The following is a 24,335-nucleotide window of genomic DNA, read 5'->3' on the forward strand; positions in this document are numbered from 1 at the left end:
ACATATTTACTAACGCTCAAACTTTTTCTAACTTATAAAAAAATTATTGTAAGAAAAATACATTTTTTCCTAATAGATGTCAATAAAACCATTAATTCAATGTCTTACAGCTTTAGCTATTTTAATAGTTACAGTATCATTACCTATTTTATCAGAATAAACATAATCATATACATCAATAGTGCATATACTAGATAATGTTTGCTGAGTTATAATTGATTTGCATTTATCTATAGCATTATTAATTTCAATTCCAGTACTACTAATTTCTAAATAAATATTATCTGAAATATGAAACTGTGCATCTTTTCTGGCTTTTTGAATTAACCTAATTAAATCACGAGCAATGCCTTCAAGATATAACTCATTAGTTATACTAAGATCTAGCATAATTATTCCATCATTACCTATCGCTTTAGCTCCATCGCTTGTTTTAGGTTCAGCTATTAGTGAATACTCTTCTGGTAACAGATCTATGTCTCCTAATCTAACTGTTCCATCATCTAGCTTTTGCCAATTGTTAGCTTTATTAGCTTGTATTACTGATTTAATCTGCTCAGGTATTCTTTTTCCTAAAAGAGGAAAATTTAGTACTAGCTTAAAATTAATGTAATCATTTGTATTTTCGTAATATAAAATGTTTTTAACATTAACTTCCTCTTTGATTAAATAATCAAATTTCTGAAACTGACTAGCCTTGGAATGAATAATAGATAAAGACTGTAAAGGTTGACGTGTTCTAATATTTTCTGTATTTCTAATATAAAGAGCAGCACTGCAGATTGTAATAATTTGATCCATTACAGTTACTAAATGATCATCAATTTCAATATCATTAACATTTGGAAATTCTACCAAATGCACACTTATGTTTCCATCTCTTTTATTGCCATATAGACCTAGATATATTTCTTCACAAAGCATCGGTAGAAAAGGTGAGGCGGCTCTGACTATATAGTTTAAGCAGGTATACAAAACATTATACGCTAATTTTTTATCATAATCTTTCTCATTTTTCCAAAACCTTTGTCTGCTACGACGAATATACCAATTATTCATTACCTCAATAAAACTACTAAATACAGAACAAGCAGTAGCACTGTTAAACGTTGCCAATGCTTGATCTATTTTTTGTACAGCAATCTTTAGTTTTGATAAAATAAACTTATCTAGTACATTTTCTGAATAAGTAATACATTCTCCTTGTATATTATCTGCATTAGCGTATATAGAGAAGAAATGATAAGCATTCCATAATGGCTTCAAGTGTAATCGTAAACTATCAAATACCATTTGTTCATCCTTATCAATTAGTAACTCTTGACCTCGAGTTACTCCAGATGATAGCATTGCAAATCTTAATGCATCAGCTCCATATTTATTAAATAATTCTAAAGGATCAACATAATTGTTAAGACGTTTAGATAATTTTTGTCTATTTTCATCCAAAATAACACCATGGCATATGCAATTTAAAAATGGAACACGATCAAACAATGCTGTTGATAGGACAAAAAGAGTATAAAACCATCCACGAGTTTGAGCTGCATATTCTACAATAAAATCAGAAGGAAAGTGTGTTTCAAACCATTCTTTGTTTTCAAATGGATAATGTACTTGAGCATACGGCATTGAACCACTTTCAAACCAACAGTCAAAAACGTCATCAACTCGTTTCATAATTGATTGTCCTGTTGGGTCATCTGGATTTACTCTCGTAAGCTGATCTATGAATGGACGATGTAGGTTATCAATTTTCACTCCAAAATCTTTTTCTAATTCAGCAATTGATCCATAAACATCAATTCTAGGATAATTATTATCACTAGAAATCCATATTGGAATAGGTGTTCCCCAAAATCTATTACGACTTATTGACCAATCACGGGCATTCTCTATCCATTTACCAAATAGCCCATCTTTAACGTTCTCAGGAATCCAATTGATTTGTTGATTTAATTGCACCATTCTTTCTTTAAATGCTCTAACTTTTACATACCAAGATGATACAGCTTTATATATTAATGCTGTATCAGTACGCCAGCAATGAGGGTAGTTATGTATATGTTGTTCAGTTTTAATCCAATTACTTTGTGCTTTAAGGTAATTAATAATCTTATCATTAGCATCAAATACTTGCATACCAAAAAAATCAGTTACTTCTTTGGTAAATTTACCTGCATTATCTACTGGGCAGACTAACCCTATGTTATGTTGCTGACATAACAACTGGTCATCTTCTCCAAAACCAGGAGCCATATGTACTATTCCAGTACCTGTTTCTTCTGTAATAAAATCTCCGCATAAAATTTTAAATGCATTTTGCTTGTTAGAAAAATAGTTAAATAATGGTTGGTAATGAATACCTTCAAGTTCTTCACCTTTAAATGATACATATATATCTTGCTTTTCTGAAGTTAAATTAAGAGATTTGACATAATTCTTTAAAGCGAATTTTCCTAATATATAGCAGATATCTTTATTCTGTGATGGTATTGCTATATAATCAATGTCTTTTCTTACTGCAATTGCAAGATTTGATGGCAAAGTCCAGGGAGTTGTAGTCCAAGCTAACACTCTATATTCTTGAAATCCTGGAGGAGCAGATTTTGGTTTTTCATGCAAAATAAAACCAACTGTTACTGCTTTATCCTCTCGTTCACGATATGAATTATCCAGCTTAGTCTCAAAGTTTGATAAAGCTGTTTCACAAGCCCAGGAGTAGGGGACGACACGCATAGATTGGTAAATTAGGCCCTTATTATATAGTTGTTTAAAAGCCCATAATACTGATTCCATAAAACTCAAATCCATTGTTTTATAGGAATTATCAAAATCTACCCATCTTGCTTGACGCTGTACATATTCCTTCCAATGATTTGCATACTTCATTACTGAAGAGCGGCAATATTCATTGAATTTATCAATACCTAAATTAGTAATTGCTATACGACCAGAAATGCCAAGTTCCTTTTCTGCAGCCATTTCTGCTGGCAATCCATGGCAATCCCAACCAAATTTTCTCTCAACTCTTTTCCCTTTTATTGTTTGATATCTAGCATATGTATCTTTGATAAACCCAGTTAGCAAGTGCCCATAATGAGGCAACCCATTAGCAAACGGTGGTCCGTCATAAAAAATAAATTCATTGCTTTTTTTTCCAGATTTAGCAGCATGCCAATTAACAGATTTAATAAAAATATTATATTTTTTCCAATAATGTAAAATGTCTTTTTCTATAGATGGTAAAGAGAGAGATGTATCTACTTCTGGATAATATCTGCTGTGCCGTGTAGCCATTTCTGAATCCTGTAATATAAAATATATTTCTTAATCTTAAAGAAAAAATCTTACTATTGGTATATCGTCTAATTTTATAGACTTGATTTTCTGCTTTAATTTAGCTGCATTGAGAATTTTTTCAATAACTTTAGTAATAAAATAATCTGTTTTATGATAGTCGTTTGAACTATCTGTAATGTAATATGCAATACTTGGTAAGTACGCTGTCATTAATAAAGCACGTTTGGTGTAATAGTTAAAATCCATTGATTTATCATTAGCATAGTGCCATATTTTATTGCAAGTAGCCCAACTATTTGCTATAGCAGTAGAATAATTATTTGGCATAGCATAAAAAAAACATAGTTTTGATGCAACTTCTTGTGGCACCAATTTAATACGATATTGTAAAGCTGTAATAATTTTTTGATGAGTTCGAACTGGGTCTTTAATTGACTTTAGTTGAGTCATCATTAGCTTATCAAAAAAAATTTCCAAGTTAGACGATACCTCTTTTAGTCCATTTGGGAATAATATTTCCCAATAATGGTTAGCTAAACCAGCCTTTTCAGATGCTAAAGATAATGCTTCTATATTTAAGCCTAGTGCTGGAATTAGATCAACTAATTGTTCTAAAATTAGCCTTTTTTTCTTATCCATATCAATGATCAATGTTTACAATTATTGACTTTAACAGATTTTGATTATATACTTTGACCACAAATAATACAATTAAATATTAAGTAAAATTACTAATTAGAGCTTATATTTACTAATAATCAAGAATAAGCATATTTTATATATTTTAAGGATTAAGGAGTAATGAAATTGTGATTCATGTGCCAGTTAATGCGAATAATAGTGATTTGGCTATTAGAAGTCTAAAAAAGAAAATGCAGAGGGAGCTTGTTTTTCGTTCAATGAAAATGTCTCGCTTTTATGAGCCTCCTTCAGTAAAGAGAGTAAGAAAAAAGCAAGAATCAGAGCGTAGGCACAGAAAGGAGAGGGCGATGAGGCGCCGAATGATGGAAGAATAGTAAATCATATTTAATTCAAGAATTTATCTTAAATTAATTCATCAGTTAATAGTTGCCATTGACCTTGCTTATTCTTATGTTGTTTTTGCTTAAAGTAACTTGGCAAATATCCATCTTGTTTAAGCCTATGGTAATAATTATTCATGTAATCTATCAATTTATTGTCATTTTCCTTAAATATTATTAGTATTCTTTCAAATTGTTGAAAATAACTTATGTTGTTATCATAGTTAGCATTACAGCAGTTGGAGCTTAATATTACTAGTACTAATATCTTAGCTTGATTGGGATTTTCATAATTAGTCGTGATATATATTGGTTGACTACTAGGTTCAGGATCGGTACTACAACCATGAGGAATAAACGATGTAGAACTAAAAGACCATAAAGTATTATTTATAGCTTCTTCAGTTTTTTTTTCATCTACTAATGTAATTGTGTTCAAAGAAGTCGAATAACATTTTTCCAATAACTTACAAAGAGTTTGATTAAATAGTTCAGTTAATGTACAGTAAAAATTTATGCTCTTAATCATTTAATTATTTTTTTAGGTTAGTAAAAAATCAATTAATAAGTATAGATGATATGCAAAAATATAAAATACTTTATGTAAATACTTAATAATATTGATGTTTCAATCTAATAAAACCTTTTTATTAGTCTTGCTTGGTAATGCCCTAGATCATTATAACACAGCTTTATACATATTTCTAGCTCCATACTTAGCGAGTAATTTTCTTGACTTTGAGAGCGAAGTTATTTCTCTGATTGTAGTGCATAGTTTGTTCTCATCCTGTACCATTATTGCTAAGCCAGTAGGTGCATGGTTTTTTGGATGGTTAGTTAATATTATTGATCCTAGGAAAGTGTTGTTAATTACTCTAAGCGGAGTAGCTTTTTCAACTTTTTCTGTTTCTATTATTCCAAGTTATGAATCTATTGGTATAGCAGCTACAATTTTGTTAATTCTAGCTAAAGTTACACAAGGGTTTTTTGCAGCTGGAGAAGTAGGTATATCGTCTATACTTATATTTAATACAGTTAAAAGTAAAGAGTTTATTAAAGCTAATAGCTATTACCAGTGCTCAACGATGATAGGTATTATATTGGCTTCTGCTATTGCTACTATAATAAGTAGCAGCACAGAATCATTTGCGAACTGGCGATATGCTTTTGCTTTAGGAATGCTAACTGGAATTATTGGATTATGTCTTAGGTTAGTAATATTTTCAAATAGCAATAGTGTCAATTATACTGCATATCACAAAAATGTTATGACGCATTCTTCAAAATCTAATCAGACCATATCATCTAAATTTTTCTTATTATTAAAAGTTTCGTGCTTGCATGGATTAAGTTATATTACTTATGCTGTTCCATTTGTTATATTAGATAATATTATACCTTTAATTAGTAATATTTCTCGTACAGAAATACTTGCATATAGTAATGTACTTATGTATTTTGATGCTGCTATGATAGTAGCTATAGGGCATATAATACGGAGTAATAATTATAAAATATGGATGTTATTAGCAGTAATACTATTTGCTGTAACGATAATACCATGCTTTACTTATCTTCCAAAGTTAACATTACAAGTCATTATTTTAATCAAATGCTGGATAATATTTTGTGGAGTAGTTTTTACATCATTATTAAATGTGTGGTTGGTTCAAAAAGTTGATGGTAACAAATATTTATTTATAGGAATTGGGTATGTTATTGGCTGTGAATTCTGGGGCCGCAGTAGCATCGCAATATGCTTAGCGTTATGGCAATATTTTAATGATCTTATAGCTCCAGCAATTTACATAACAGCAGTATGCATTTGTGCAGTTTCATTTCTTTTAATAGATATCTATCGTCAGAAAACATCTTGTAAACCTTGAAAATGAAAATTAAACCTGACTGACTTCTTCTGTTATCAATTTTTATTAGCTGTAAATAATCAATAAATAATATTGCTAAATTATGAGTACGTTTAAGTCTACGAGCTCGAGAGTATTTTTTTGAGTGCTATTTTCCATAATATTAATTATATAACTTTTGATGATTGCTGTTTTTTTACTACAACTTTTTCTACCTACTTTAATTTAAACCAAATTTATGCTATGATTGACGATAATAATCTAGTCAAGATACTTCCTCTGATAACTTGGTCAATGAGTTTTACCAAAAATTAAAAAATAATGCAGAATTTGAAGCTGAATTAGAAGCATTAATTAGTAACTTTGAAATTAATCAAGATGTATCAAAGCTGCAAACAAACATTATACTATTAATTAAAAAATTACTGCTTAGTAATTCTTCAGGCTCTACATCTATAAAATTAACTCAAGAGCTTGAACAGCAAATTACTAAGCAAATTGCTAAAATAAGTAAAGAGTTAATATATAAGCACACAAGAACCTTAGCAGAAGAAAATCAAGATTTAGAGCAAAATAAAGATAACTTAGAATATATTTCTGAACCGTCTAGAGCAGAACTAAAGAAAAATCTAAAAAGATTTGCAATATATGAAGTCTATAAACTGCTTAATCCAAGACGTATTGCAGGAGAAACACGTTTGAGTAATTTTATTCATAATTTAATAATTGGAGGTGCAAAATATGCACTCAAGTATGGTGGAGGCAATAAAAATGATGTTAGTTATTATAATAATAAATTACAAGCAATGAAATTTCATAAAAAATCTGCTGAAATATGATATATTATAAGCTCTTATAAATCCTTATTCTGAATTTATGCTATGATTGACGATAATAATGACGATAATAATGATGATAAATTAAAAAATAACCCTGATGAAGAAGATACTAATAATTTGACTAAAGAATCTATCTTTACTTCTAGTCAAGATACTTCCTCTGATAACTTGGTCAATGAGTTTTACCAAAAATTAAAAAATAATGCAGAATTTGAAGCTGAATTAGAAGCATTAATTAGTAACTTTGAAATTAATCAAGATGTATCAAAGCTGCAAACAAACATTATACTATTAATTAAAAAATTACTGCTTAGTAATTCTTCAGGCTCTACATCTATAAAATTAACTCAAGAGCTTGAACAGCAAATTACTAAGCAAATTGCTAAAATAAGTAAAGAGTTAATATATAAGCACACAAGAACCTTAGCAGAAGAAAATCAAGATTTAGAGCAAAATAAAGATAACTTAGAATATATTTCTGAACCGTCTAGAGCAGAACTAAAGAAAAATCTAAAAAGATTTGCAATATATGAAGTCTATAAACTGCTTAATCCAAGACGTATTGCAGGAGAAACACGTTTGAGTAATTTTATTCATAATTTAATAATTGGAGGTGCAAAATATGCACTCAAGTATGGTGGAGGCAATAAAAATGATGTTAGTTATTATAATAATAAATTACAAGCAATGAAATTTCATAAAAAATCTGCTGAAAGAGGAGATAAAGATAAAGGAGGAAGAAATAGATAATAAAATAAAATATTGATTTTCTACTTAGAATTGTGTTATTGTAGTAATAAAAACTTATAAAGGAAATGCTGATTTACCATGAATCCAGAGGATATTGCATTAGTTCAAGAGGTAGTTGAATTAATACAGAATAGGCAACATTTACAAGCAAGAATATTAGTTAAAACTCGTGGCGGATTTTCAGACGAGCTTGCTGCTGCTAGCGAATTATGCTCAAGAGTTTCAGAAGAGTTAGTATCGGAGTTTATATCTTTTTGTGAAAATATGGAAAACTGTAAAAACTCTGATAGGTATGCAGCATTATTTTTAAATAGCGACTTTCCTATTAATGAGGCGCAATATTGTAGTCGCATAGCAATGGATTTTTCTGCACAAGGTAGACTTAATAAACAAACAGCCAACTCAGTTTTTGGAGGCATGGTTGTTCATCCTGTAATTAGCGAAATATTAATGCATCCACAACAGAATGCAGCTAATCTACTAGATATTTTGCTTGATTATGTTATTAAAACTAATCTAAGATATCAACATAAAAATGACGAAACTAGATTTGAAGCTGCAAAAATGGAGCTCTGTGATCACTATCTAGGTCTTATTGGAATAAATGCAGATAATACAAATGATAAGGAATCTAGTAAAAGAATTAGCTGTGTTCTGAAAAACAGCGGTGATTCTAGAAAACTTTTAAACTTCGATCCTAGTACAGCGCACACACTGATGTTTCGTTTGCTAGATCGAGATTGCCAAGAAAGCGCAGAATTATTATTCAATAGCGGGTTAAATCTAAAGTATTCACAAGAACATGAGTGGTTAACTTTTCTAGATGCAGCTATTACACGTAATAACACCTACTTTGCTAAGCGGTTATTACAGCATGGCGTTGACATTGTAGGTCAACATTATCAAGAAAATCTATCTCATGAAATGCGATCCTTGTGCAATACGCATCAATTTTTTAAAAATACTGGTTATTTCAAAGAGCATAAATCTATACCAGATCAAATGTTAAGTGACTCGCTAAAAATAAGTGATTTTATTGTACAAGATAAAAGTCTTCGCAATGCTTGCTGGCCTGCATTAAAAAGCAGTGTTGATAGTAGTATACTTATTTCTCAAATGGCTTATGAATTTAGATGCGATCCATCTTTACTTTCATATTTTGTTGAGTTAACGCAATCAGAGTTGTCAAAGTTACAGCTACAATCAGCTGCAAGAAGTATAGATGCAGATAATAAAGAATGTAGTAGTACTACACATAGAGATAAGTATACTGCTAGAAAAAGCAGCCCATCTACTACAGATCGAGGCTTATAAAATAGGAGTATAAAGTATGTCACAACATTTCTTGATATTTCTTGAAAAAAACTGACTAAACTTCTAATATTACTCCCCTTCCCTAATGTGTTGTTTGTTATTAATCAAAATATTTTCTATTAGAAATTACTGCTGCTTCCTTGGGAGCGATTTTAATCTTTTTCTTTACACCGCCTGTTGTTGTAGTAATATCATTATACTGCTCATTTTTGTTCTTGCAATGTTCTTTATCTGTTCTCAAAGTTAATTTAACACGATTCTTATGATCAATTCCAATAATTTTGACTTTTACCTTATCACCTAATTTTACATGTGCATTAATATCTTTTATATGCGTATCATTAATTTCACTAATATGCACGAATCCATCTCGACCAGTCACATATTTTATAAATGCTCCAGATTCAATAACCTTAACTACTTCCCCATCAAAGATATCCCCTATTTGTGGAACGAACACAATATTTTCAATACTTTGTACTGCTTTTTTTACATTTTCACCTACATTTCCCCAAACCTTAACTTCTCCGTTTTCACTAATATCAATTTCAACATCAAAAGTTTTGCAAAGCTCTTTAATAACTTTACCGCCTAATCCAATAACATCACGAATTTTTTCTTTTTGAATTTCTAATGTTTGAACCATTGGTGCATATGTACTTAGTTCTGATTTAGGGCAACTAATAGTATTATTCATAACATTTAATATATGATTTATACCAATTTTAGCTTGTCGAAAGGTGCTCTCGATCATAGATAAATTAATTCCTTGAACTTTAATATCTAATTGCAAAGCTGTAATACCGTTTTTAGTACTTGCTACTTTAAAATCCATATCTCCTAAATGATCTTCACAACCAGATATATCAGATAAAATCTCAAACTTATTGCCCTCACCTAAAACTAGCCCCATAGCAATACCTGCAACATGTGTTTTTATTGGAACTCCAGCTTCCATTAAGCTAAGCGAAGCGCTGCATACTGTTGCCATTGAAGAAGATCCATCAGATTGAGTAATTTCTGATACGATTCTAATAGTATATGGAAATACATCTTTGCTAGGAATAACAAGTTGAATAGCTTTTTTAGCTAACCAGCCATGGCCTATTTCTCTTCTACTAGCAGCTCTTAGTGGCGAAATTTCGCCAACTGAATAAGGTAAAAAGATATAATCTAGTAAAAAATTCTGCCTTTCGCACTTATTTAACTGCTCAACTATTTGTTCATCAGTACTACTACCTAATGTAATTGTTGCTAAGCTTTGAGTATCACCCCGAGTAAATAGCGCAGATCCATGCACTGTATTAAATAAACCAGCTTCACAAATAATAGGCCTAATTTCATCTACAGCTCTATTGCCAATTCTGGTTTTGTTTTGTAATACTAAATCTCTAAATATTTTGGATTTCGCATCATCCAAAGCTTTTTCTATATTTAAAATATCATCACCATCATTAGCTTCACTATTAGCTTTACTGGAAAAATAATCAATAACTTTTTGCTGTATTAATTGCAGCTGTTGATTACGTTCATTCTTAGTTTGTAGTAAAAGTGCTGATTTAATATCAGAGCTAAAATGCTTAAGTATTTCATCATTATACCTTAGATGCGGTCTAGCTGTAACTTCAAAAATATCCTTTCTAATGCTTGATTTTATTTCCTCAATAGCGTTAATTACAGGTTTTAGTGATTTATATCCAAACTCTATAGCAGCTAACATTTTTTCTTCATCAATTTCACAAGCCTGAGCCTCTATCATGGTAACTGAATCAAAAGTAGCCGCAACTACTAAATCAAGCTCATTGACTCCTGTATTATCATGAATTACAGGATTTAATATAAATTCATCATTAACTATTCCAACTCTAGCAGCCCCAATAGGTTTTACGATTGGAATTCCAGAAATTGCCAATGCAGCAGAACTGCCAATAATTGCTAAAATATCAGGACTATATCTTGGATCATATGACATCACTGTACAAATAATCTGAGTATCATTACGAAAGTTAGAATCAAAAAGTGGACGAATAGAACGGTCTATTAATCTTGATACTAATACTTCATATTCAGAAAATTTGCCTTCTTTTTTTATAAAGCCTCCTGGAATTTTACCAGCAGCATATGCCATTTCTCTGTAATAAACACCTAACGGGAAAAAATCCATATCCTTCTTTGTGTTTTTATCAAAAACTACTGTACATAACACTGACGTGTTGCCCATTGATGCCAAAACTGCTCCGTCAGCATTGCGCGCTATCTTGCCAGTACTTAGAGATAGCACATTACCATGCCAATCAACTTTTTTTAGTATTTCATTAAACATAATTTGTTATCCTTAAAACCCCCTAAAAACTTTTATAAATATTCTAAAATACTTCTCTATTCTAACTTTATATAGAACTTTAATTAATTATATTTTTTTAGTCTCCTATCTAAAACATTGCCTGTTAACCGTTTTATCATTTTGATAGGTTAATCATTACCAAAAAAGAAAGTTGCTTATTTACAAATAATATGCAACTTAGTTATTGATTGCTTTATTACTCAAAATTATAGGCTTAGAAAATACAAAAACCTTATATAAACTCTTACTTTCACTTGCTGCTATAAGTTATATAATAATCAAATAAATTCAACCTTCTTACTTACGAAGCCCTAACCTATTAATAAGTTGAGTATATCTATTCAAATCTTTTTTCTTCAAATAACTTAGTAATTTTCTACGGCTACTAACCAACATTAATAAGCCACGCTTAGAATGAAAATCTTTAAAATTAATTTTACAGTGCTGTGTTAAGTTAATAATCCGTTCAGTTAAAATTGCACACTGAACTTCAACTGAACCAGTATTGTTTTCTAAATCTGCATATTCGCTAATTAGTGCTTTTTTGCGTTCAACTGTAATTGACATATTAATAAAATCCTTACATCTTCTTATAAAGTTATAAAATTAAATACTTTTGATGATCTAAAATAACCATCCTCAACCTTCCCTATTGCAATTAGCTGATTATTATATTGTAACCATACCAACGGACAATTACGTACTTTAGGTAGCTGTAATAGTTGCCCGAAATAAATTTGCCTTGCTACTACATCATCTATACTTAGTGATGGAATGTTACTTAATACACATTTAGCATCCATAATACCATCCTTAAGGTAGGCTTTAGCTTTAGCTTCGCTAAAACTATTCAATGCATTTAGATAAAGACTACTATGCCCATAATTAAAACATCCTACTCGAGTACGAGCTAATTTTACCACAAAACTTAAGCTTTGCAAGCATAAAGCTATATCTTGACTTAAAGTTCTGATATAAGTACCTTTTGAACATTCAGTTGAATATGTTGCTGTAAGGTTTATCGAATCATAAGACTCCAATTTTAGGCTAAAAATTTTCACTTTCCTAGGAGAAAGAATTACTTTATGCCCACTTCTAGCAAGATTATATGCTCTAACACCATTGATTTTTAATGCAGAATAGCTTGGTGGAACCTGAACAATTTCACCAATAAACTTCTTTGTTACTGATAAACATTCATCATAAGTAGGTATATTGCTAGTTACTTGCACTACCTTACCTGATACATCTCCACTATCAGTTTTAGCGCCAAACTTCATGGTAAAATGATATTCTTTTGTTGCTTCCATTAAATATTGAACTAACTTAGTAGCTTCTCCAATTGCTATTGGCAGCACTCCTTCTGCTTCAACATCAAGTGTACCAGCATGTCCGACTTTAGCAAAATTAAGCCAGTGTTTAATTTTTGCTACAGCTTGTGCTGAACTTATACCAGCTGGCTTATATAAGTTAATCCATCCATTAATTTTGCTTTTCATTTAAAGTTATTTAATGATTTATAAATTATATAATTATCTATGAATATTAGCAACTAAAATAGCATTTCTATTGAAGAAAAATAAAATCAATTTGAAAGTAAGACTTTAACAAGTTTCTTGCAACATCTTTTTGTGTATCTTATAGTTTTATATTTTTTCAACGCATCCTTAATACATTGCTTCTATTGGCTCAAGTATATAAGCTTATATACAAAAACATTTAGCATCTTGGATTCTCATCTGTATCTATGCTAAAAAACCTTAACACTTCTTCCTTAGTTAATACCTATCCCTTGATTGCTTTTTATTCATTTTTATCAAATTAGCATGATTTTCATCTATTAATATTCTAATGCTATTGCATTGTTAAATATTGCCTTTACCATTCTCAAGCATTTATTTGCATTATTAAATATTTTTTTGATTTAGCTTGAAACAATTTTTTTAATAGAATTTAAATCAGGAAAATAAGGAGGTAAATACTCTAAATATATGTCTATCTTTTTCTATTATAGTTTTTTTTATTAAATGCGGGCTTTTATGAAAACTTGCATTATTTATCACAACTACAGAATTATTAGGCAATTTCGGAATTAAGTCCTGTTCTATCCAACAGTTTAAAATAGCAATATTAATAACATTGCAGTCAAAAATTGATACAGTTAGCAGTGATTTATCTACTAATGCCACTATTATAACATTGGTTCTTTTTGATGGATGCTAATCATAAACTCAGTAACTATGCATAACTCTATAGGTAGGAGGTGTTATGTGAAAAAGTTTATCAACATATACAAACAGTAATATTAGATAATAGACCTCTTTCGAAACTGGTTAAGGTAGATCAAAATTATAAATGCCAGAGATCAAATTAAATCTAAGACCGAATCTTTTACGTCTATTTCGACATTTGTCAGCAATAATTTTGAACTACCTTAACCAGTTTCGAAAGAGGTCTAATATAAGTTTTTATAAAACAGTTGTAGTTAAAAAATCTTTAATAGAATCCGTATAGAGTGTAAATTATTATATCTTCCAACTTATTCTCCAGAATTATATCTTTTCCTTTCAGGTAATGTATTAATACAGAGAAAGATAACAACATTCTAAATACAGTGTTAAAAAAGATATAAGTTTTTATAAAATTATTATTTCGGATATGCACTTGAATCATTGGCATTAAAATATGAAATTATGTTAAGTGCTTCTTGGATAAATTATAGGATGTTTCATACAATATCTTATGCTTTAATAATTCCATTGATATTCTTTTAAATCTCATGTATAGATTTATAATAGAAGTACGTCATAAAACCTAATCAAATTATTCCATAGCTTTAATACTCTTTACTAAGTCAATAATTTTTTTTCTAACATGTGAATTCTTAACTTCATTAAAGGCTTTAATAAGATTTAATACTTCTTTTTCCGTCACAGTATCATCTGATAGAAAATTCTCTTGATCTTCAGCAAATATAGATATTGTATTAACATTATTCTTGCAATCAGTATAACTACTTGCATTTTCAAAGAAATAGCCTATTGGAACCTTTAATAAATTTGCCAAACTGTATAACTTACCGCTAGATATACGATTTGTTGATTTTTCGTATTTCTGAATCTGTTGTATACTTACATCTACTGCTTCAGCTAGCTTTTTTTGGCTAAGCCCAAGTATTACACGACGCATTTTAAGACGCTTACTGACGTATAAATCAATTGAATCAACTTTAGTATTAGAGTTAGGGTTAGGACTAGTAGCCATAATTACTTCACTTTATAGTTCACCTTCGCCATTAATTTATAGATTAGATTCAATAAAAATCAAGCAATAATTTTATTTATAAAGTTATTTATTTTTACTTAAAAATTATCTCTTATGCACAGTGTAATAAGCCTTGTATTTTAAAATTAGATACAAATCAAGTATTAGATACTGTGTCGATAGTTAAATAGACCTCTTTCGAAACTGGTTAAGGTAGTTCAAAATTATTGCTGATAAACATCAAAATAGACTTAAAAGATTCGGTCTTAGATTTAATTTGATCTCTGGCATCTATAATTTTGAACTACCTTAACCAGTTTCGAAAGAGGTCTAATATCTAAAGGCAATGGAGAATTATCTAAGAAATCATCTTTAAGAGTTTGCTCAATAGATTGAAGTAATGCTTCCTTAATAACTAAAAGTATTTCTTTATTTAAATAAAAGTCAGAATCTTTCAGGGTACTAGCAAATAGTTTCTGTACTATATATTTTTCTGCTATAGAGTCTCAATTTGTTTTAGTATTAGATTGGTTATTTCAATCTATAGGTGTTGTATCTAACAGCGACTCGTTTATAAATACATCCATAAGCAAGCATTTTTTAGTAATAGAATTATATCCCATAGTATAGAAAACTGTATTCTTCAATAGAATATGATACTCTAAGCCAATATGATAAGTCTTTATCTACCATTGCTTGAGATTTTTTAGAATTTGGTTTTATCACTCCTGCATTGATCAAATATCTAGCTTTAGATTCTGCTAAAAATTCTCGTTCTTCATTGCATAATGCTAATGCGATATTAGTATTTAGATTGTCAACTCTAATTAATTTTAAGTTATCAATTAAAGTCATATGTTCAATTCCCAAAATATTATTTACCTTATGTTGAAATGCCATACGAAAATTTTCTTTGACTTCATCTGTAGTCAGTGCTTCTAAAAGCTTTTACAAATTGTCTATTATCAGAGTAAATGATTGTATGAATTAATTTTATGATATCTTTATTATCCTGATACAGCTTCAACGCTTCAGACAAGACTAATTCAGCATTATAAATGCCAGAGATCAAATTAAATCTAAGACCTAATCTTTTACGTCTATTTTGATATTTATCAGCTTTCGAAAGAGGTCTATTATTCTACTGGAAGTATTAGTATCATGCATTGAACTGTTTGCAAAGTACAGAGATATAGTAATTTAACCTATATTATCACATAAATCAATTTTAAGTTGCAATTATCGTCCATTTAATGAATAATAATATTCTAAGATGTAATATATATTTTAAAGTAACAGTTTATAAATAATGAGTCTATTTTTGCTCATTTATTATATAATAGACTTCTTTCGAAACTGGTTAACGTAGTTCAAAATTATTGCTGATAAATATCGAAATAGACGTGAAAGATTCAGTCTTAGATTTAATTTGATCTCTGGTATTTATAATTTTGAACTACGTTAACCAGTTTCGAAAGAAGTCTAATATTTAATTTAGGAGAAGTTAACAATTCCTCATATTGCTTTACATAGAGCTGTTAAAGATGGCAACATAGAAGAGGTAAAACGTCTTCTTTCAGCAGACAATAATATCGACGTTAATATAAAAGATACTTACTTTAATACTTCTTTGTATTATGCTGTTGCAAAAGGATACATAGAGATTATAAAGCTTCTGTTATCTCATGGTGCTGATGTAAATTATAAAAATTATCACCATCTTGCTGCTTTACACTATGCCTTAGTACGTGATATTAAAATAATAGATACTCTATTAGCTTATGGAGCTGATATAAATCTAAGTGGTAGTCTATAACACTACTGCTTTACATATTGCTACTGAAAAAGGCCATGAACAGAATGTAGATTATTTATTAGCTTGTGGAGCTGATATAAATTCACTCAATGCCTTTGATGAAACTCCTCTTATTGCCGCAGTATCAGCTCAGCATCAAAATGAAGTAATAATAAAATCCTTGATTGCTTATACTGTTAAGATAGAATCTTATAATATAAATATTACTTCAGAAGGTTTTATAAAAAATAAAGCATGTATAGATGAATCTCAAATACTTACTGCTATAAAACAGAAATGCTTACAAAAAATACAGGAAATGAAAAGCATCAATATTAGAAAGAATTTATCTTTTTTTGATATATTTATGCTGCAAAAAAAAGATATAAATACGCTAGCAAGATGCGCTAATAATCCTTATGTTGTAAAGTATCAGAATAAATTTTCCATATACTCTTCCTTTATTGAAAAATCTATTAGACTTCTTTCGAAACTGGTTAAGGTAGTTCAAAATTATTGCTGACAAATATCGAAATAGACCTAAAAGATTCGGTCTTAGATTTAATTTGATCTCTTGCATTTATAATTTTGAACTACCTTAACCAGTTTCGAAAGAAGTCTATTAAAGAAGGGAAAGAAAGAGCTAAGCTGCTACAAGGCGCAGTTGAATCAATGGATGAGATATTTGAATCCAATCAGGATTCTCATCAAGAAATTCAGATATCTTGGTTTCACTTACCATAAGAAGTAAAACTGATAATATTAGAGAATTTAAGTGATAATAATTTAACAAAACTTCAACATAATGACACAGCAGAAGCTTAGGCTGAAGCCTAAGTTGAAGGAGCACATGATATATATGACAGAGAATAGCATAAGTGTCAAAGCTCTCTGCAACATTGGTTGCTGTAGATCGCTTGTTCCATACTGAGGTACAGCCATGGTAGCTAAAATAGATGGAAAGTTAGATAAAAAGTCTGATCTAGCCTCTATAGACTTTGCACTGTCATCCTCTTGTACTTCTGAAAATGGATTAATTGATACAGGATTTTTCATGTCAAATTCTATACTGTACCAACTGGCCCATTACGGTGTTTAGCAACAATTATTTCAGCAGTGTTATAACATTTATTTTGTTTTGTGAACCATTCTTCGTATTCCATAGAATCTGGATGCAGTTCTGATCTAGATAAATAATACTCTTCTCTATATATAAGCATTACAATATCTGCATCTTGTTCAATTGAACCTGATTCTCTTAGATCTGAGAGAATAGGCTTTTTATCCGACCTTTGTTCTACAGCTCTAGATAATTGAGATAATGCAATTACTGGAATATTAAGTTCTTTAGCAAGAGCTTTTAAGCTCTGAGTAATTTCATAAATCTCGTGTACTCTATTATACTGACTTCCTCTGGAATCAATTTTTATTAGCTGTAAATAATCAATAAATAATATTGCTAAATTATGAGTACGTTTAAGTCTACGAGCTCGAGATCTAATTGCAGATATCGAGATTGCAGGAGCATCATCTATAAAAAAATTCCACTTTTGTATTTCATTTTGTACAGTCTTTAACTTATCAACATCTTGTTCACCTATTTTACCGTTAAATAATGCAGAGCTATTAATTTCAGATTCTATAGAAAGAATTCGAGTAGAGATTTGCTGAGATGACATTTCTAAAGAAAAGAAGCCAACTGATGGTACATTATCTTTAGTATTTTTTTGAGTAAGAAAATATTTACAAGCATTTATTGCTAAGTTAACTCCTAAAGCAGTTTTACCCATTGAGGGCCTGCCAGCTAATATTATTAGGTCAGAATTTTTAAATCCTCCAAGCTTTGAATCAAGGTCAGGTAGTCCACTACTAATACCGTTAATAGAGTTTTTATTTTTAATAGCAGATGAAATTGATGTCCATGATTCTTCAATTGAAGTTTATAATTTTATAAATCCTTGACTTAAAGTTCCTCTTGAAGCTAGATCATATAATTGAGATTCAGCAGTTTCGATCTTACTGATAGCTGTATCTGCTAAAGTAGAAGAATATGCATTCGTTGCTATTTTTTCTGCAATTTCAATTAAATAACGCCGCAGTGCGAGATCATATACTATTTTGCCGTATTCATTAACATTAACTATACTTAATGCTAAAGTTGTAAGTTTAGCTAGATAATCTACTCCACCTATTTCCTCAAAAGCGAGTTCATTGCCTAGCATATTTTTGAGCGAAATTACAGTAGCACTAATTCCTTTACTAATAATGAGATTAATTGACTTATATATTTTACCATGTAATGGTTCATAAAAATGTTCAGGCAGTAAAAATTCGTTAATGTTATATAGCGCACGATTGTTAATCAGAATTGCTCCAAGTATCATTTGCTCTGCCTGAATATTACTTGGAGCAATCTTTGCAATAGTTAAATCTTTTTCCATATCACCCTTTAAATTTTATTAAAATTACTAAACTTAACTAACTCGAAAGAAAACCCTTGAGCTTTAAAAGCATATTCAAGACCTTGCATACAGTTGTTTCTAATGCAACTATCAGCAAATCCTGTTTTAGCTTTGACTTGAGAATATTTGTTATTATTGATTCAATGCCTTGATTACAATTTTTAGTTAAAATCTGTGCATCATTTTCAAAATCATCAACATTTTGAAAATTTTGTTCTTCATTTTCATTTTTTTTTATTCTCTACTAACTCACCTTCAGTAGATCTAGATATTTTAGATTTTTTTTATATATCTATATATGTCCCTGAAAAAAGTTTCAGGTTGACCTGAAATTTCTTTCATGTTGGAGCGAAATTTTTTTCTGATAAGGCTATATTTTCTTCTTTTCCTTTTTCACTATAGTGCTGAAAATTTTTTAGAAGTTTTATGTAAGGTACATTACGTAACTTAACATTGTCTTTAATTATTGTCATATTTTCAACTTCAATAAAACCTGCATATCTTAATTCTACTAAGCATTGCCTAACTCTTCTTTGACCAACATTCAGCTTATCTTCATAAAGTTGATAACTTTCCTGTAATTCATCTATATCTTTGTTGTAATAGATATGTAGTCTAAATACTATAAATGATAAAAGCTGTTTAGATGTTTTACTTAATGCTTTTCCATTATCTCCACTTAGCTTTCTCCATTCTGGTGGAATGATATTTCCAATAAAGTTATAAAATATTGTGTCATTATTGTTACTATTATTTTTAATAATATTACAACTATTAGTTAAAAAATCGAATACTACAGGGCGCATTTTTCATCTCCAAAAATACAGCTATAGTAGGTGTTTTAAAAAATAGTTTTTTTACAAATTGCCCTCAAATTTTTATGCAAAAGGTTGAAAATAGGTTGAAAAAAATTTTTATACCAAACCTATATAAATCTTCATACTTATACTATCTGCCTTAGAAGACCAATTTTGCCTATAGATCATGTTATAATCAATAATAAAGGCGAAATATCTATTACAACAAAGATATAGATGAATTACATAATGTCAGTTAAAATTACTAAAAGCAATAAAAGCGACCTATTATCTGTATCTTCAGTTTTTTCTGCTTATCTGGTAAATTGTTTGGTGATAAAGCTTACATATCTAAAGAGTTATTTCATCAACTGCTGACCAATGGTCTACGTTTATTTACTAATCTTCGTAAAGATATGAAAACATATTTATTGGACATACAAGATAAGCAGTTATTAAATAAACGTTCTTTAATTGAGTCTGTCTTTAATGTACTAAAAAAACATATGCATTTAGAGCATACTAGACACCCTTCTCCTTTTGTTCATATAATTGCTTCTCTTGCTAGTTATTCTATCTCTAAACTTAATCCCCATCTTATCTCTTCTTCTCCTGACTTCTTATCCTAAATTGACGTTATAAAAGGTAAGTTCCTTTCTTTTGTATCTCTAAACTTGAATATTTTTTCTTCTTTGGTTGGTGCTTTTATTTTATTTAATGCTGCTTGCATAAATTTTAAATACTATTACTGCCATATTTATCACACTTTATAAATTTTAAATTGAAGTAATTAAATAATAACTTATTAATTTTTAAAATTGGCTTAAACCTATAGCTTATGGTATGATTTTTATTTAATAGCAAATACTTTTATAACAATAAGAAATATTTTTAAGCAATATTATCAACTGATAGTTACTCTAGGTTTATCAACTATAAATTCAAGTTGTTTGATTAAAAATTAGCACTCTAACTAGCCAAATATTAGATATAAATTTGTGCTATATTTTCACAATTAACATCAAGATATTATTGTCATATTGACAAATAATATTAATACAGCTATAATTAAATTTATATATCATCCCAAACGAGAATAGACCTCTTTACTGGTTAACGTAGCTCAAAATTATTGCTGATAAATATCAAAATAGACGTAAAAGATTCGGTTTTAGATTTAATTTGATCTCTGGCATTTATAATTTTGAACTACTTTAACCAGTTTCGAATTCGAAAGAGGTCTAATAAATTAAATAGCAGCTTTTATAAAGCGTATAAAGCTCATAATAACTCTTACTCTAACTATTTCTTATAGTTAGGTTAGTTATATCCACTTAAACATGAAGTGGATATAATATAACTGTTTTATAGTGGCTTAGATATATGCAGCATACGCATCTTATATTCAAAAATTATCCTGTAGAAGCATTTTACTCATGTCCTATATTTTGAAATATTTTGTGCTTATAAATTCTTGAATTATCACATAATTATCACATACAGAAAGCCATTGTGGAGTCAATATAATATTTCTACTATCTCTATTCTATCTTCTTATATTGAATTCATGTTAATATAAGACTTTTTTTGTAATATGAATAAGAAGTACAAAATATATGTTCCACTATACATAAGCATAAAAAAGCATGTACTGCTAACTCATCCTATATTGTCTATCACTTATATCAACCATTTATTATTATAACTTAGATCTTTTTTAATTGATACTCTAGTGAAGTATATTTTTTGCTTATGTTTTTTAACTTAACAAAATATCTGTTTCTTTTGCAAGTTTGAATTATTTTATACAAACTTTTGTTTTATCTTACTTCTGTCTGACTATCAATGATTTTAACTATGTTTAAAACAAGATGCTATTTAGCTATTTTGACTAAAATATGGCATTTTTTGCCTAATGAAACTGTAATCACTTGACCTATAAAATCCTGCAATTGCACAACTAAGTTTATGTTATTAACTTTTATATTGTTGATTCTTATTCCATTACCTTGAATTAATCTTTTTCCCTCAGATTTAGTTTTAGCTAACCCAATTGTTACTAATAATTCAGTGATTGGTATACCAACCTTTAAATTATTGCAGTCTTTTATAGTAAATGTTGGCAAATTTTCGTCAGCTTTTTTATGCTCAAACATTTGAATTGCAGTATTAAGTGCTTTATTTGCTTCATCCCTTCCATGGCATAATAAAGTGATTTTATAAGCGATTTGCTTTTTGGCCTCGTTGACATTATTGAAGAGTAATTCTGTAAGCTTAGATAGCTCTATTTCAGAAAATTCGCCATACAACTTAGCAAAGCGTATTACATCATTGTCTTCTATATTTCCCCAATATTGAAAATAATTGTATGGAGAACACATATCTTCATTTAACCAAACAGCCCCATTAACTGTTTTTCCCATTTTTTCTCCAGATGAGTTTGTCATTAATGGAGTTGTTAAGCCAAATACTTCATTATTACTTAATTTTTTAACTAAATCTACGCCCATAGTGATATTGCCCCATTGGTCACTACCTCCAATTTGAAGATTGCAGTTGTAATATTTATTTAGATAGTAAAAATCATATGCTTGTAACAGCATATAGTTAAATTCTAAAAAGCTTAAAGGAGTGTGCCGCTCTAGCCTTGATTTAACAGAATTCATGGTTAACATCTTGTTTACTGAAAATGCTCTACCATAGTCCCGAAGAAAATTAATATAGTTGATAGAATCTAGCCATTCCTGATTGTTTAATAGTAATACGTCATTTTTCGTTTCATCAAATTTAATAAATTTTTGTAGTGATCTTTTAATTCCAGATATATTTTGCTGTATCTCATCATTAGTTATAATTCTACGCAGTTTATCTTTTTCAGATGGATCACCAATTTTAGTAGTAGCTCCTCCAATAACAACTATAGACTTATGGCCGCATTGCTGTAATAGCCTTAATATCATTATCTGCATAAGATTTCCAACGTGCAAAGACTGAGCTGTGCAGTCAAAACCAATATAAGCTACTATCTGGCTACTATTACTAATTTGTGTTAGCCTTGTAAGGTCAGTAGATTGATAAAAATAACCTCGATTAATGAATTCGTTTATAAAATGCATGATTTTATTTTTGTTATGTAAACCTTACTACTAGATAGAATAATAAAGATAGATAGTGAATCAGTCAATAAAATTACCCAACACACCAAATTATGATAAATTGAAAAATGATGATAGGAGAAAATAAGCTGGTAGGTAAGCGCAGTAACACTTTCCATCCATAAGAACAGTACTATGATAGGACCTTTCATATTTAAGATGGGATTTAACTAACTAGAAGAAATAAGTTAGATTAAGAGTTATTGTGAGCTTTATAAGCTTTATAAAAGCTGCTATTTAGTTTTTTCTAGTTTGAGTTGATATATAAACTTAACTGTAGCTATATTAATATTATTTGTCAATATGACAATAATATCTTGATGTCAATTGCAGAAATATAGCGTGAATTTATGTCTAATATTTGGCTAGTTTGAGTACTAATTTTTAATCAAACAACTTGAATTTATAGTTGATAATATTACTTAAAAATATTTCTTATTGTTACAAAAGTATTTGCTAGTAAATACAAATCATACTACATACTATAAGTTTAAGCTAATTTTAAAAATTAATAAGTTATTATTTAATTACTTCAATTTAAAATTTATACATTGTAATAAATATGTCAGTAATAGTATTTAAATCTACACAAGCAGCATTAAATAGACCTCTTTCGAAACTGGTTAAGGTAGTTCAAAATTATAAATGCCAGAGATCAAATTAACTCTAAGACCGAATCTTTTACGTCTATTTCGATATTTATCAGCAATAATTTTGAACTACCTTAACCAGTTTCGAAAGAGGTCTAATAAAATAAAAGTACCAGCAAAAGAAGAAAATACATTCAAGTTTAGAGATACAAAAGACAGGAACTGACTGTTTATAATATCATATACTGAATTTAGAAGACTATATTTAGGAATAAACATTAATGGCATATAAAAATAGGAGATTTGCCAGACTTAACGGTAGTAGAAGCCAGAAAAAAGATACAGCAGTTAAAAATGGATATTGCCAGAGGAATAAATTTAATTGAGAAAAGACGGAAGATAAATAAAGAAAGAAGAGACTTAAATTAGAAAATGAACTAACATTTAAACAGATGTATGAAAAATATATTGAAGTATGCAGCATCTTTATGCAATAAAAAGATATCAGAGATTAGCAGAGAAGATATTCAGAAAATTTTTGATGAAATAAAGAAAAGAAGAACTATGTAACAGCAAACAGTATTCTAAAACACTTAAGTCCTATATTTAATAAGGCTATAGACTGGAGATTATTAGATAAAAATCCTGTATATAATAAAAAAGCACAAGCAAGAATCAAGATCTAGATATATAACAGTTGAAGTGATAAAGGATGAAGTATTAATTAGTGGAGCGCTTTGTTATTGGTTTAGCGATAGTAAACATGTAGCTGTCAATAAGTCTTACCTTTTGACTTACAAGCGAATCCCTAATTACCTTTTGTTAATGAAATAAA

The 24,335-nt window shown here is 29.3% G+C and carries 19 protein-coding genes and 11 pseudogenes; 15 read left to right on the forward strand and 15 right to left on the reverse strand.

Annotated features, from left to right (window positions below; all coding sequences use genetic code 11):
• Window positions 1-96: 96 nt before the first annotated feature.
• The gene (gene ileS, locus OTBS_RS00760) at window positions 97-3,300 is read right to left on the reverse strand and encodes an isoleucine--tRNA ligase (RefSeq protein ID WP_011944301.1); all 3,204 of its coding nucleotides are present in this window, start codon (window positions 3,298-3,300) and stop codon (window positions 97-99) included.
• A gap of 36 nt (window positions 3,301-3,336) precedes the next feature.
• Window positions 3,337-3,954, reverse strand: coding sequence for a COQ9 family protein (locus tag OTBS_RS00765; RefSeq protein ID WP_011944302.1), 618 nt, complete (start codon window positions 3,952-3,954; stop codon window positions 3,337-3,339).
• Window positions 3,955-4,112: 158 nt separating this feature from the next.
• Here OTBS_RS00765 and rpsU point away from each other — a divergent pair, with 158 nt between their 5' ends.
• Window positions 4,113-4,319: a 30S ribosomal protein S21 gene (gene rpsU, locus OTBS_RS00770; protein ID WP_011944303.1), complete on the forward strand. Its 207-nt coding sequence runs from the start codon at window positions 4,113-4,115 to the stop codon at window positions 4,317-4,319.
• A gap of 28 nt (window positions 4,320-4,347) precedes the next feature.
• Here rpsU and OTBS_RS00775 read toward each other — a convergent pair whose 3' ends face one another.
• The gene (locus tag OTBS_RS00775; RefSeq protein WP_041621076.1) at window positions 4,348-4,854 is read right to left on the reverse strand and encodes a DNA polymerase III subunit chi; all 507 of its coding nucleotides are present in this window, start codon (window positions 4,852-4,854) and stop codon (window positions 4,348-4,350) included.
• Between the two features lie 94 nt (window positions 4,855-4,948).
• Between OTBS_RS00775 and OTBS_RS00780 the strand changes: the two genes are divergently transcribed.
• Window positions 4,949-6,211 carry an MFS transporter gene (locus OTBS_RS00780; RefSeq protein ID WP_041621406.1) on the forward strand — a complete coding sequence of 421 codons (1,263 nt, stop codon included), beginning with the start codon at window positions 4,949-4,951 and terminating at the stop codon, window positions 6,209-6,211.
• Window positions 6,212-6,230: 19 nt separating this feature from the next.
• On the opposite strand, the pseudogene OTBS_RS18130 reads toward OTBS_RS00780, so the two are convergent.
• Window positions 6,231-6,323: pseudogene (locus tag OTBS_RS18130) on the reverse strand (DNA helicase); the annotation flags it as partial.
• 154 nt (window positions 6,324-6,477) lie between these two features.
• Between OTBS_RS18130 and OTBS_RS00785 the strand changes: the two are divergent.
• The 3 genes from OTBS_RS00785 to OTBS_RS00795 all read left to right on the forward strand — a co-directional run bounded on the left by OTBS_RS00785 (window position 6,478) and on the right by OTBS_RS00795 (window position 9,093).
• Complete coding sequence (locus OTBS_RS00785) at window positions 6,478-7,029, forward strand: DUF5394 family protein (protein ID WP_232488830.1); 552 nt, start codon at window positions 6,478-6,480, stop codon at window positions 7,027-7,029.
• Between the two features lie 42 nt (window positions 7,030-7,071).
• Window positions 7,072-7,779 carry a DUF5394 family protein gene (locus tag OTBS_RS00790; RefSeq protein WP_011944306.1) on the forward strand — a complete coding sequence of 236 codons (708 nt, stop codon included), beginning with the start codon at window positions 7,072-7,074 and terminating at the stop codon, window positions 7,777-7,779.
• Window positions 7,780-7,857: 78 nt separating this feature from the next.
• Window positions 7,858-9,093, forward strand: a complete 1,236-nt coding sequence (locus OTBS_RS00795; protein WP_011944307.1) for a hypothetical protein — start codon at window positions 7,858-7,860, stop codon at window positions 9,091-9,093.
• Between the two features lie 100 nt (window positions 9,094-9,193).
• On the opposite strand, the gene OTBS_RS00800 is transcribed toward OTBS_RS00795, so the two are convergent.
• The 5 genes and pseudogenes from OTBS_RS00800 to OTBS_RS00820 all read right to left on the reverse strand — a co-directional run bounded on the left by OTBS_RS00800 (window position 9,194) and on the right by OTBS_RS00820 (window position 14,701).
• Window positions 9,194-11,416 carry a polyribonucleotide nucleotidyltransferase gene (locus OTBS_RS00800; RefSeq protein WP_011944308.1) on the reverse strand — a complete coding sequence of 741 codons (2,223 nt, stop codon included), beginning with the start codon at window positions 11,414-11,416 and terminating at the stop codon, window positions 9,194-9,196.
• 318 nt (window positions 11,417-11,734) lie between these two features.
• Window positions 11,735-12,004 (reverse strand): 30S ribosomal protein S15, encoded by a 270-nt coding sequence (gene rpsO / locus OTBS_RS00805; RefSeq protein WP_011944309.1) that lies wholly within the window; start codon window positions 12,002-12,004, stop codon window positions 11,735-11,737.
• 23 nt (window positions 12,005-12,027) lie between these two features.
• Window positions 12,028-12,936 carry a tRNA pseudouridine(55) synthase TruB gene (truB, locus tag OTBS_RS00810; RefSeq protein ID WP_041621077.1) on the reverse strand — a complete coding sequence of 303 codons (909 nt, stop codon included), beginning with the start codon at window positions 12,934-12,936 and terminating at the stop codon, window positions 12,028-12,030.
• 834 nt (window positions 12,937-13,770) lie between these two features.
• Window positions 13,771-13,866 (reverse strand): annotated as a pseudogene (locus OTBS_RS13640) (IS5/IS1182 family transposase); the annotation flags it as partial.
• 394 nt (window positions 13,867-14,260) lie between these two features.
• Window positions 14,261-14,701 (reverse strand): helix-turn-helix domain-containing protein, encoded by a 441-nt coding sequence (locus OTBS_RS00820; protein WP_011944311.1) that lies wholly within the window; start codon window positions 14,699-14,701, stop codon window positions 14,261-14,263.
• 217 nt (window positions 14,702-14,918) lie between these two features.
• Here OTBS_RS00820 and OTBS_RS13645 point away from each other — a divergent pair.
• Window positions 14,919-15,014 (forward strand): annotated as a pseudogene (locus OTBS_RS13645) (IS5/IS1182 family transposase); the annotation flags it as partial.
• Between the two features lie 299 nt (window positions 15,015-15,313).
• Here OTBS_RS13645 and OTBS_RS00825 read toward each other — a convergent pair.
• On the reverse strand, window positions 15,314-15,601 hold the full coding sequence (locus OTBS_RS00825; RefSeq protein WP_011944312.1) for a hypothetical protein: 288 nt from the start codon (window positions 15,599-15,601) through the stop codon (window positions 15,314-15,316).
• 469 nt (window positions 15,602-16,070) lie between these two features.
• Between OTBS_RS00825 and OTBS_RS13650 the strand changes: the two are divergent.
• The 5 genes and pseudogenes from OTBS_RS13650 to OTBS_RS15690 all read left to right on the forward strand — a co-directional run.
• Window positions 16,071-16,166, forward strand: a pseudogene (locus OTBS_RS13650) (IS5/IS1182 family transposase); the annotation flags it as partial.
• Window positions 16,167-16,220: 54 nt separating this feature from the next.
• The gene (locus OTBS_RS10975; RefSeq protein WP_269763927.1) at window positions 16,221-16,517 is read left to right on the forward strand and encodes an ankyrin repeat domain-containing protein; all 297 of its coding nucleotides are present in this window, start codon (window positions 16,221-16,223) and stop codon (window positions 16,515-16,517) included.
• Window positions 16,504-17,019 (forward strand): ankyrin repeat domain-containing protein, encoded by a 516-nt coding sequence (locus OTBS_RS10100; protein WP_050897489.1) that lies wholly within the window; start codon window positions 16,504-16,506, stop codon window positions 17,017-17,019. Before OTBS_RS10975 ends, OTBS_RS10100 begins: the two co-directional genes overlap by 14 nt.
• Window positions 17,003-17,098, forward strand: a pseudogene (locus OTBS_RS13655) (IS5/IS1182 family transposase); the annotation flags it as partial. The gene OTBS_RS10100 and the pseudogene OTBS_RS13655, both read left to right, overlap by 17 nt.
• Window positions 17,085-17,240, forward strand: coding sequence for a hypothetical protein (locus tag OTBS_RS15690; protein ID WP_232488831.1), 156 nt, complete (start codon window positions 17,085-17,087; stop codon window positions 17,238-17,240). The pseudogene OTBS_RS13655 and the gene OTBS_RS15690, both read left to right, overlap by 14 nt.
• A 42-nt stretch (window positions 17,241-17,282) precedes the next feature.
• Here the strand turns inward: OTBS_RS15690 and OTBS_RS18135 are convergent.
• From OTBS_RS18135 to OTBS_RS00845, 3 genes and pseudogenes are all read right to left on the reverse strand, one after another.
• Window positions 17,283-17,564: pseudogene (locus OTBS_RS18135) on the reverse strand (conjugal transfer protein TraC); the annotation flags it as partial.
• Window positions 17,561-18,937 (reverse strand): annotated as a pseudogene (locus OTBS_RS00840) (replicative DNA helicase). The pseudogenes OTBS_RS00840 and OTBS_RS18135, both read right to left, overlap by 4 nt.
• A 359-nt stretch (window positions 18,938-19,296) precedes the next feature.
• Complete coding sequence (locus OTBS_RS00845; protein WP_041621079.1) at window positions 19,297-19,764, reverse strand: hypothetical protein; 468 nt, start codon at window positions 19,762-19,764, stop codon at window positions 19,297-19,299.
• A gap of 177 nt (window positions 19,765-19,941) precedes the next feature.
• Here OTBS_RS00845 and OTBS_RS10105 point away from each other — a divergent pair.
• Window positions 19,942-20,384, forward strand: a pseudogene (locus OTBS_RS10105) (transposase); the annotation flags it as partial.
• A 496-nt stretch (window positions 20,385-20,880) separates the two neighbouring features.
• Window positions 20,881-20,973, forward strand: a pseudogene (locus OTBS_RS13665) (IS5/IS1182 family transposase); the annotation flags it as partial.
• A 656-nt stretch (window positions 20,974-21,629) separates the two neighbouring features.
• On the opposite strand, the gene tyrS reads toward OTBS_RS13665, so the two are convergent.
• Window positions 21,630-22,871, reverse strand: coding sequence for a tyrosine--tRNA ligase (gene tyrS / locus OTBS_RS00855; protein WP_011944314.1), 1,242 nt, complete (start codon window positions 22,869-22,871; stop codon window positions 21,630-21,632).
• A 662-nt stretch (window positions 22,872-23,533) separates the two neighbouring features.
• Window positions 23,534-23,629 (reverse strand): annotated as a pseudogene (locus tag OTBS_RS15695) (IS5/IS1182 family transposase); the annotation flags it as partial.
• A 174-nt stretch (window positions 23,630-23,803) separates the two neighbouring features.
• On the opposite strand from OTBS_RS15695, the gene OTBS_RS15700 reads away from it, so the two are divergent.
• Together OTBS_RS15700 and OTBS_RS10985 are read left to right on the forward strand one after the other, a co-directional pair.
• A complete protein-coding gene (locus OTBS_RS15700; protein WP_231108566.1) occupies window positions 23,804-23,929 on the forward strand; it encodes a syntaphilin domain-containing protein in 126 nt (41 codons plus the stop codon).
• A 267-nt stretch (window positions 23,930-24,196) separates the two neighbouring features.
• Window positions 24,197-24,334: pseudogene (locus OTBS_RS10985) on the forward strand (conjugal transfer protein); the annotation flags it as partial.
• Between the last annotated feature and the right edge of the window lies 1 nt (window position 24,335).

The organism is Orientia tsutsugamushi str. Boryong, assembly GCF_000063545.1.
In the GTDB taxonomy this organism is placed as follows: domain Bacteria; phylum Pseudomonadota; class Alphaproteobacteria; order Rickettsiales; family Rickettsiaceae; genus Orientia; species Orientia tsutsugamushi_C.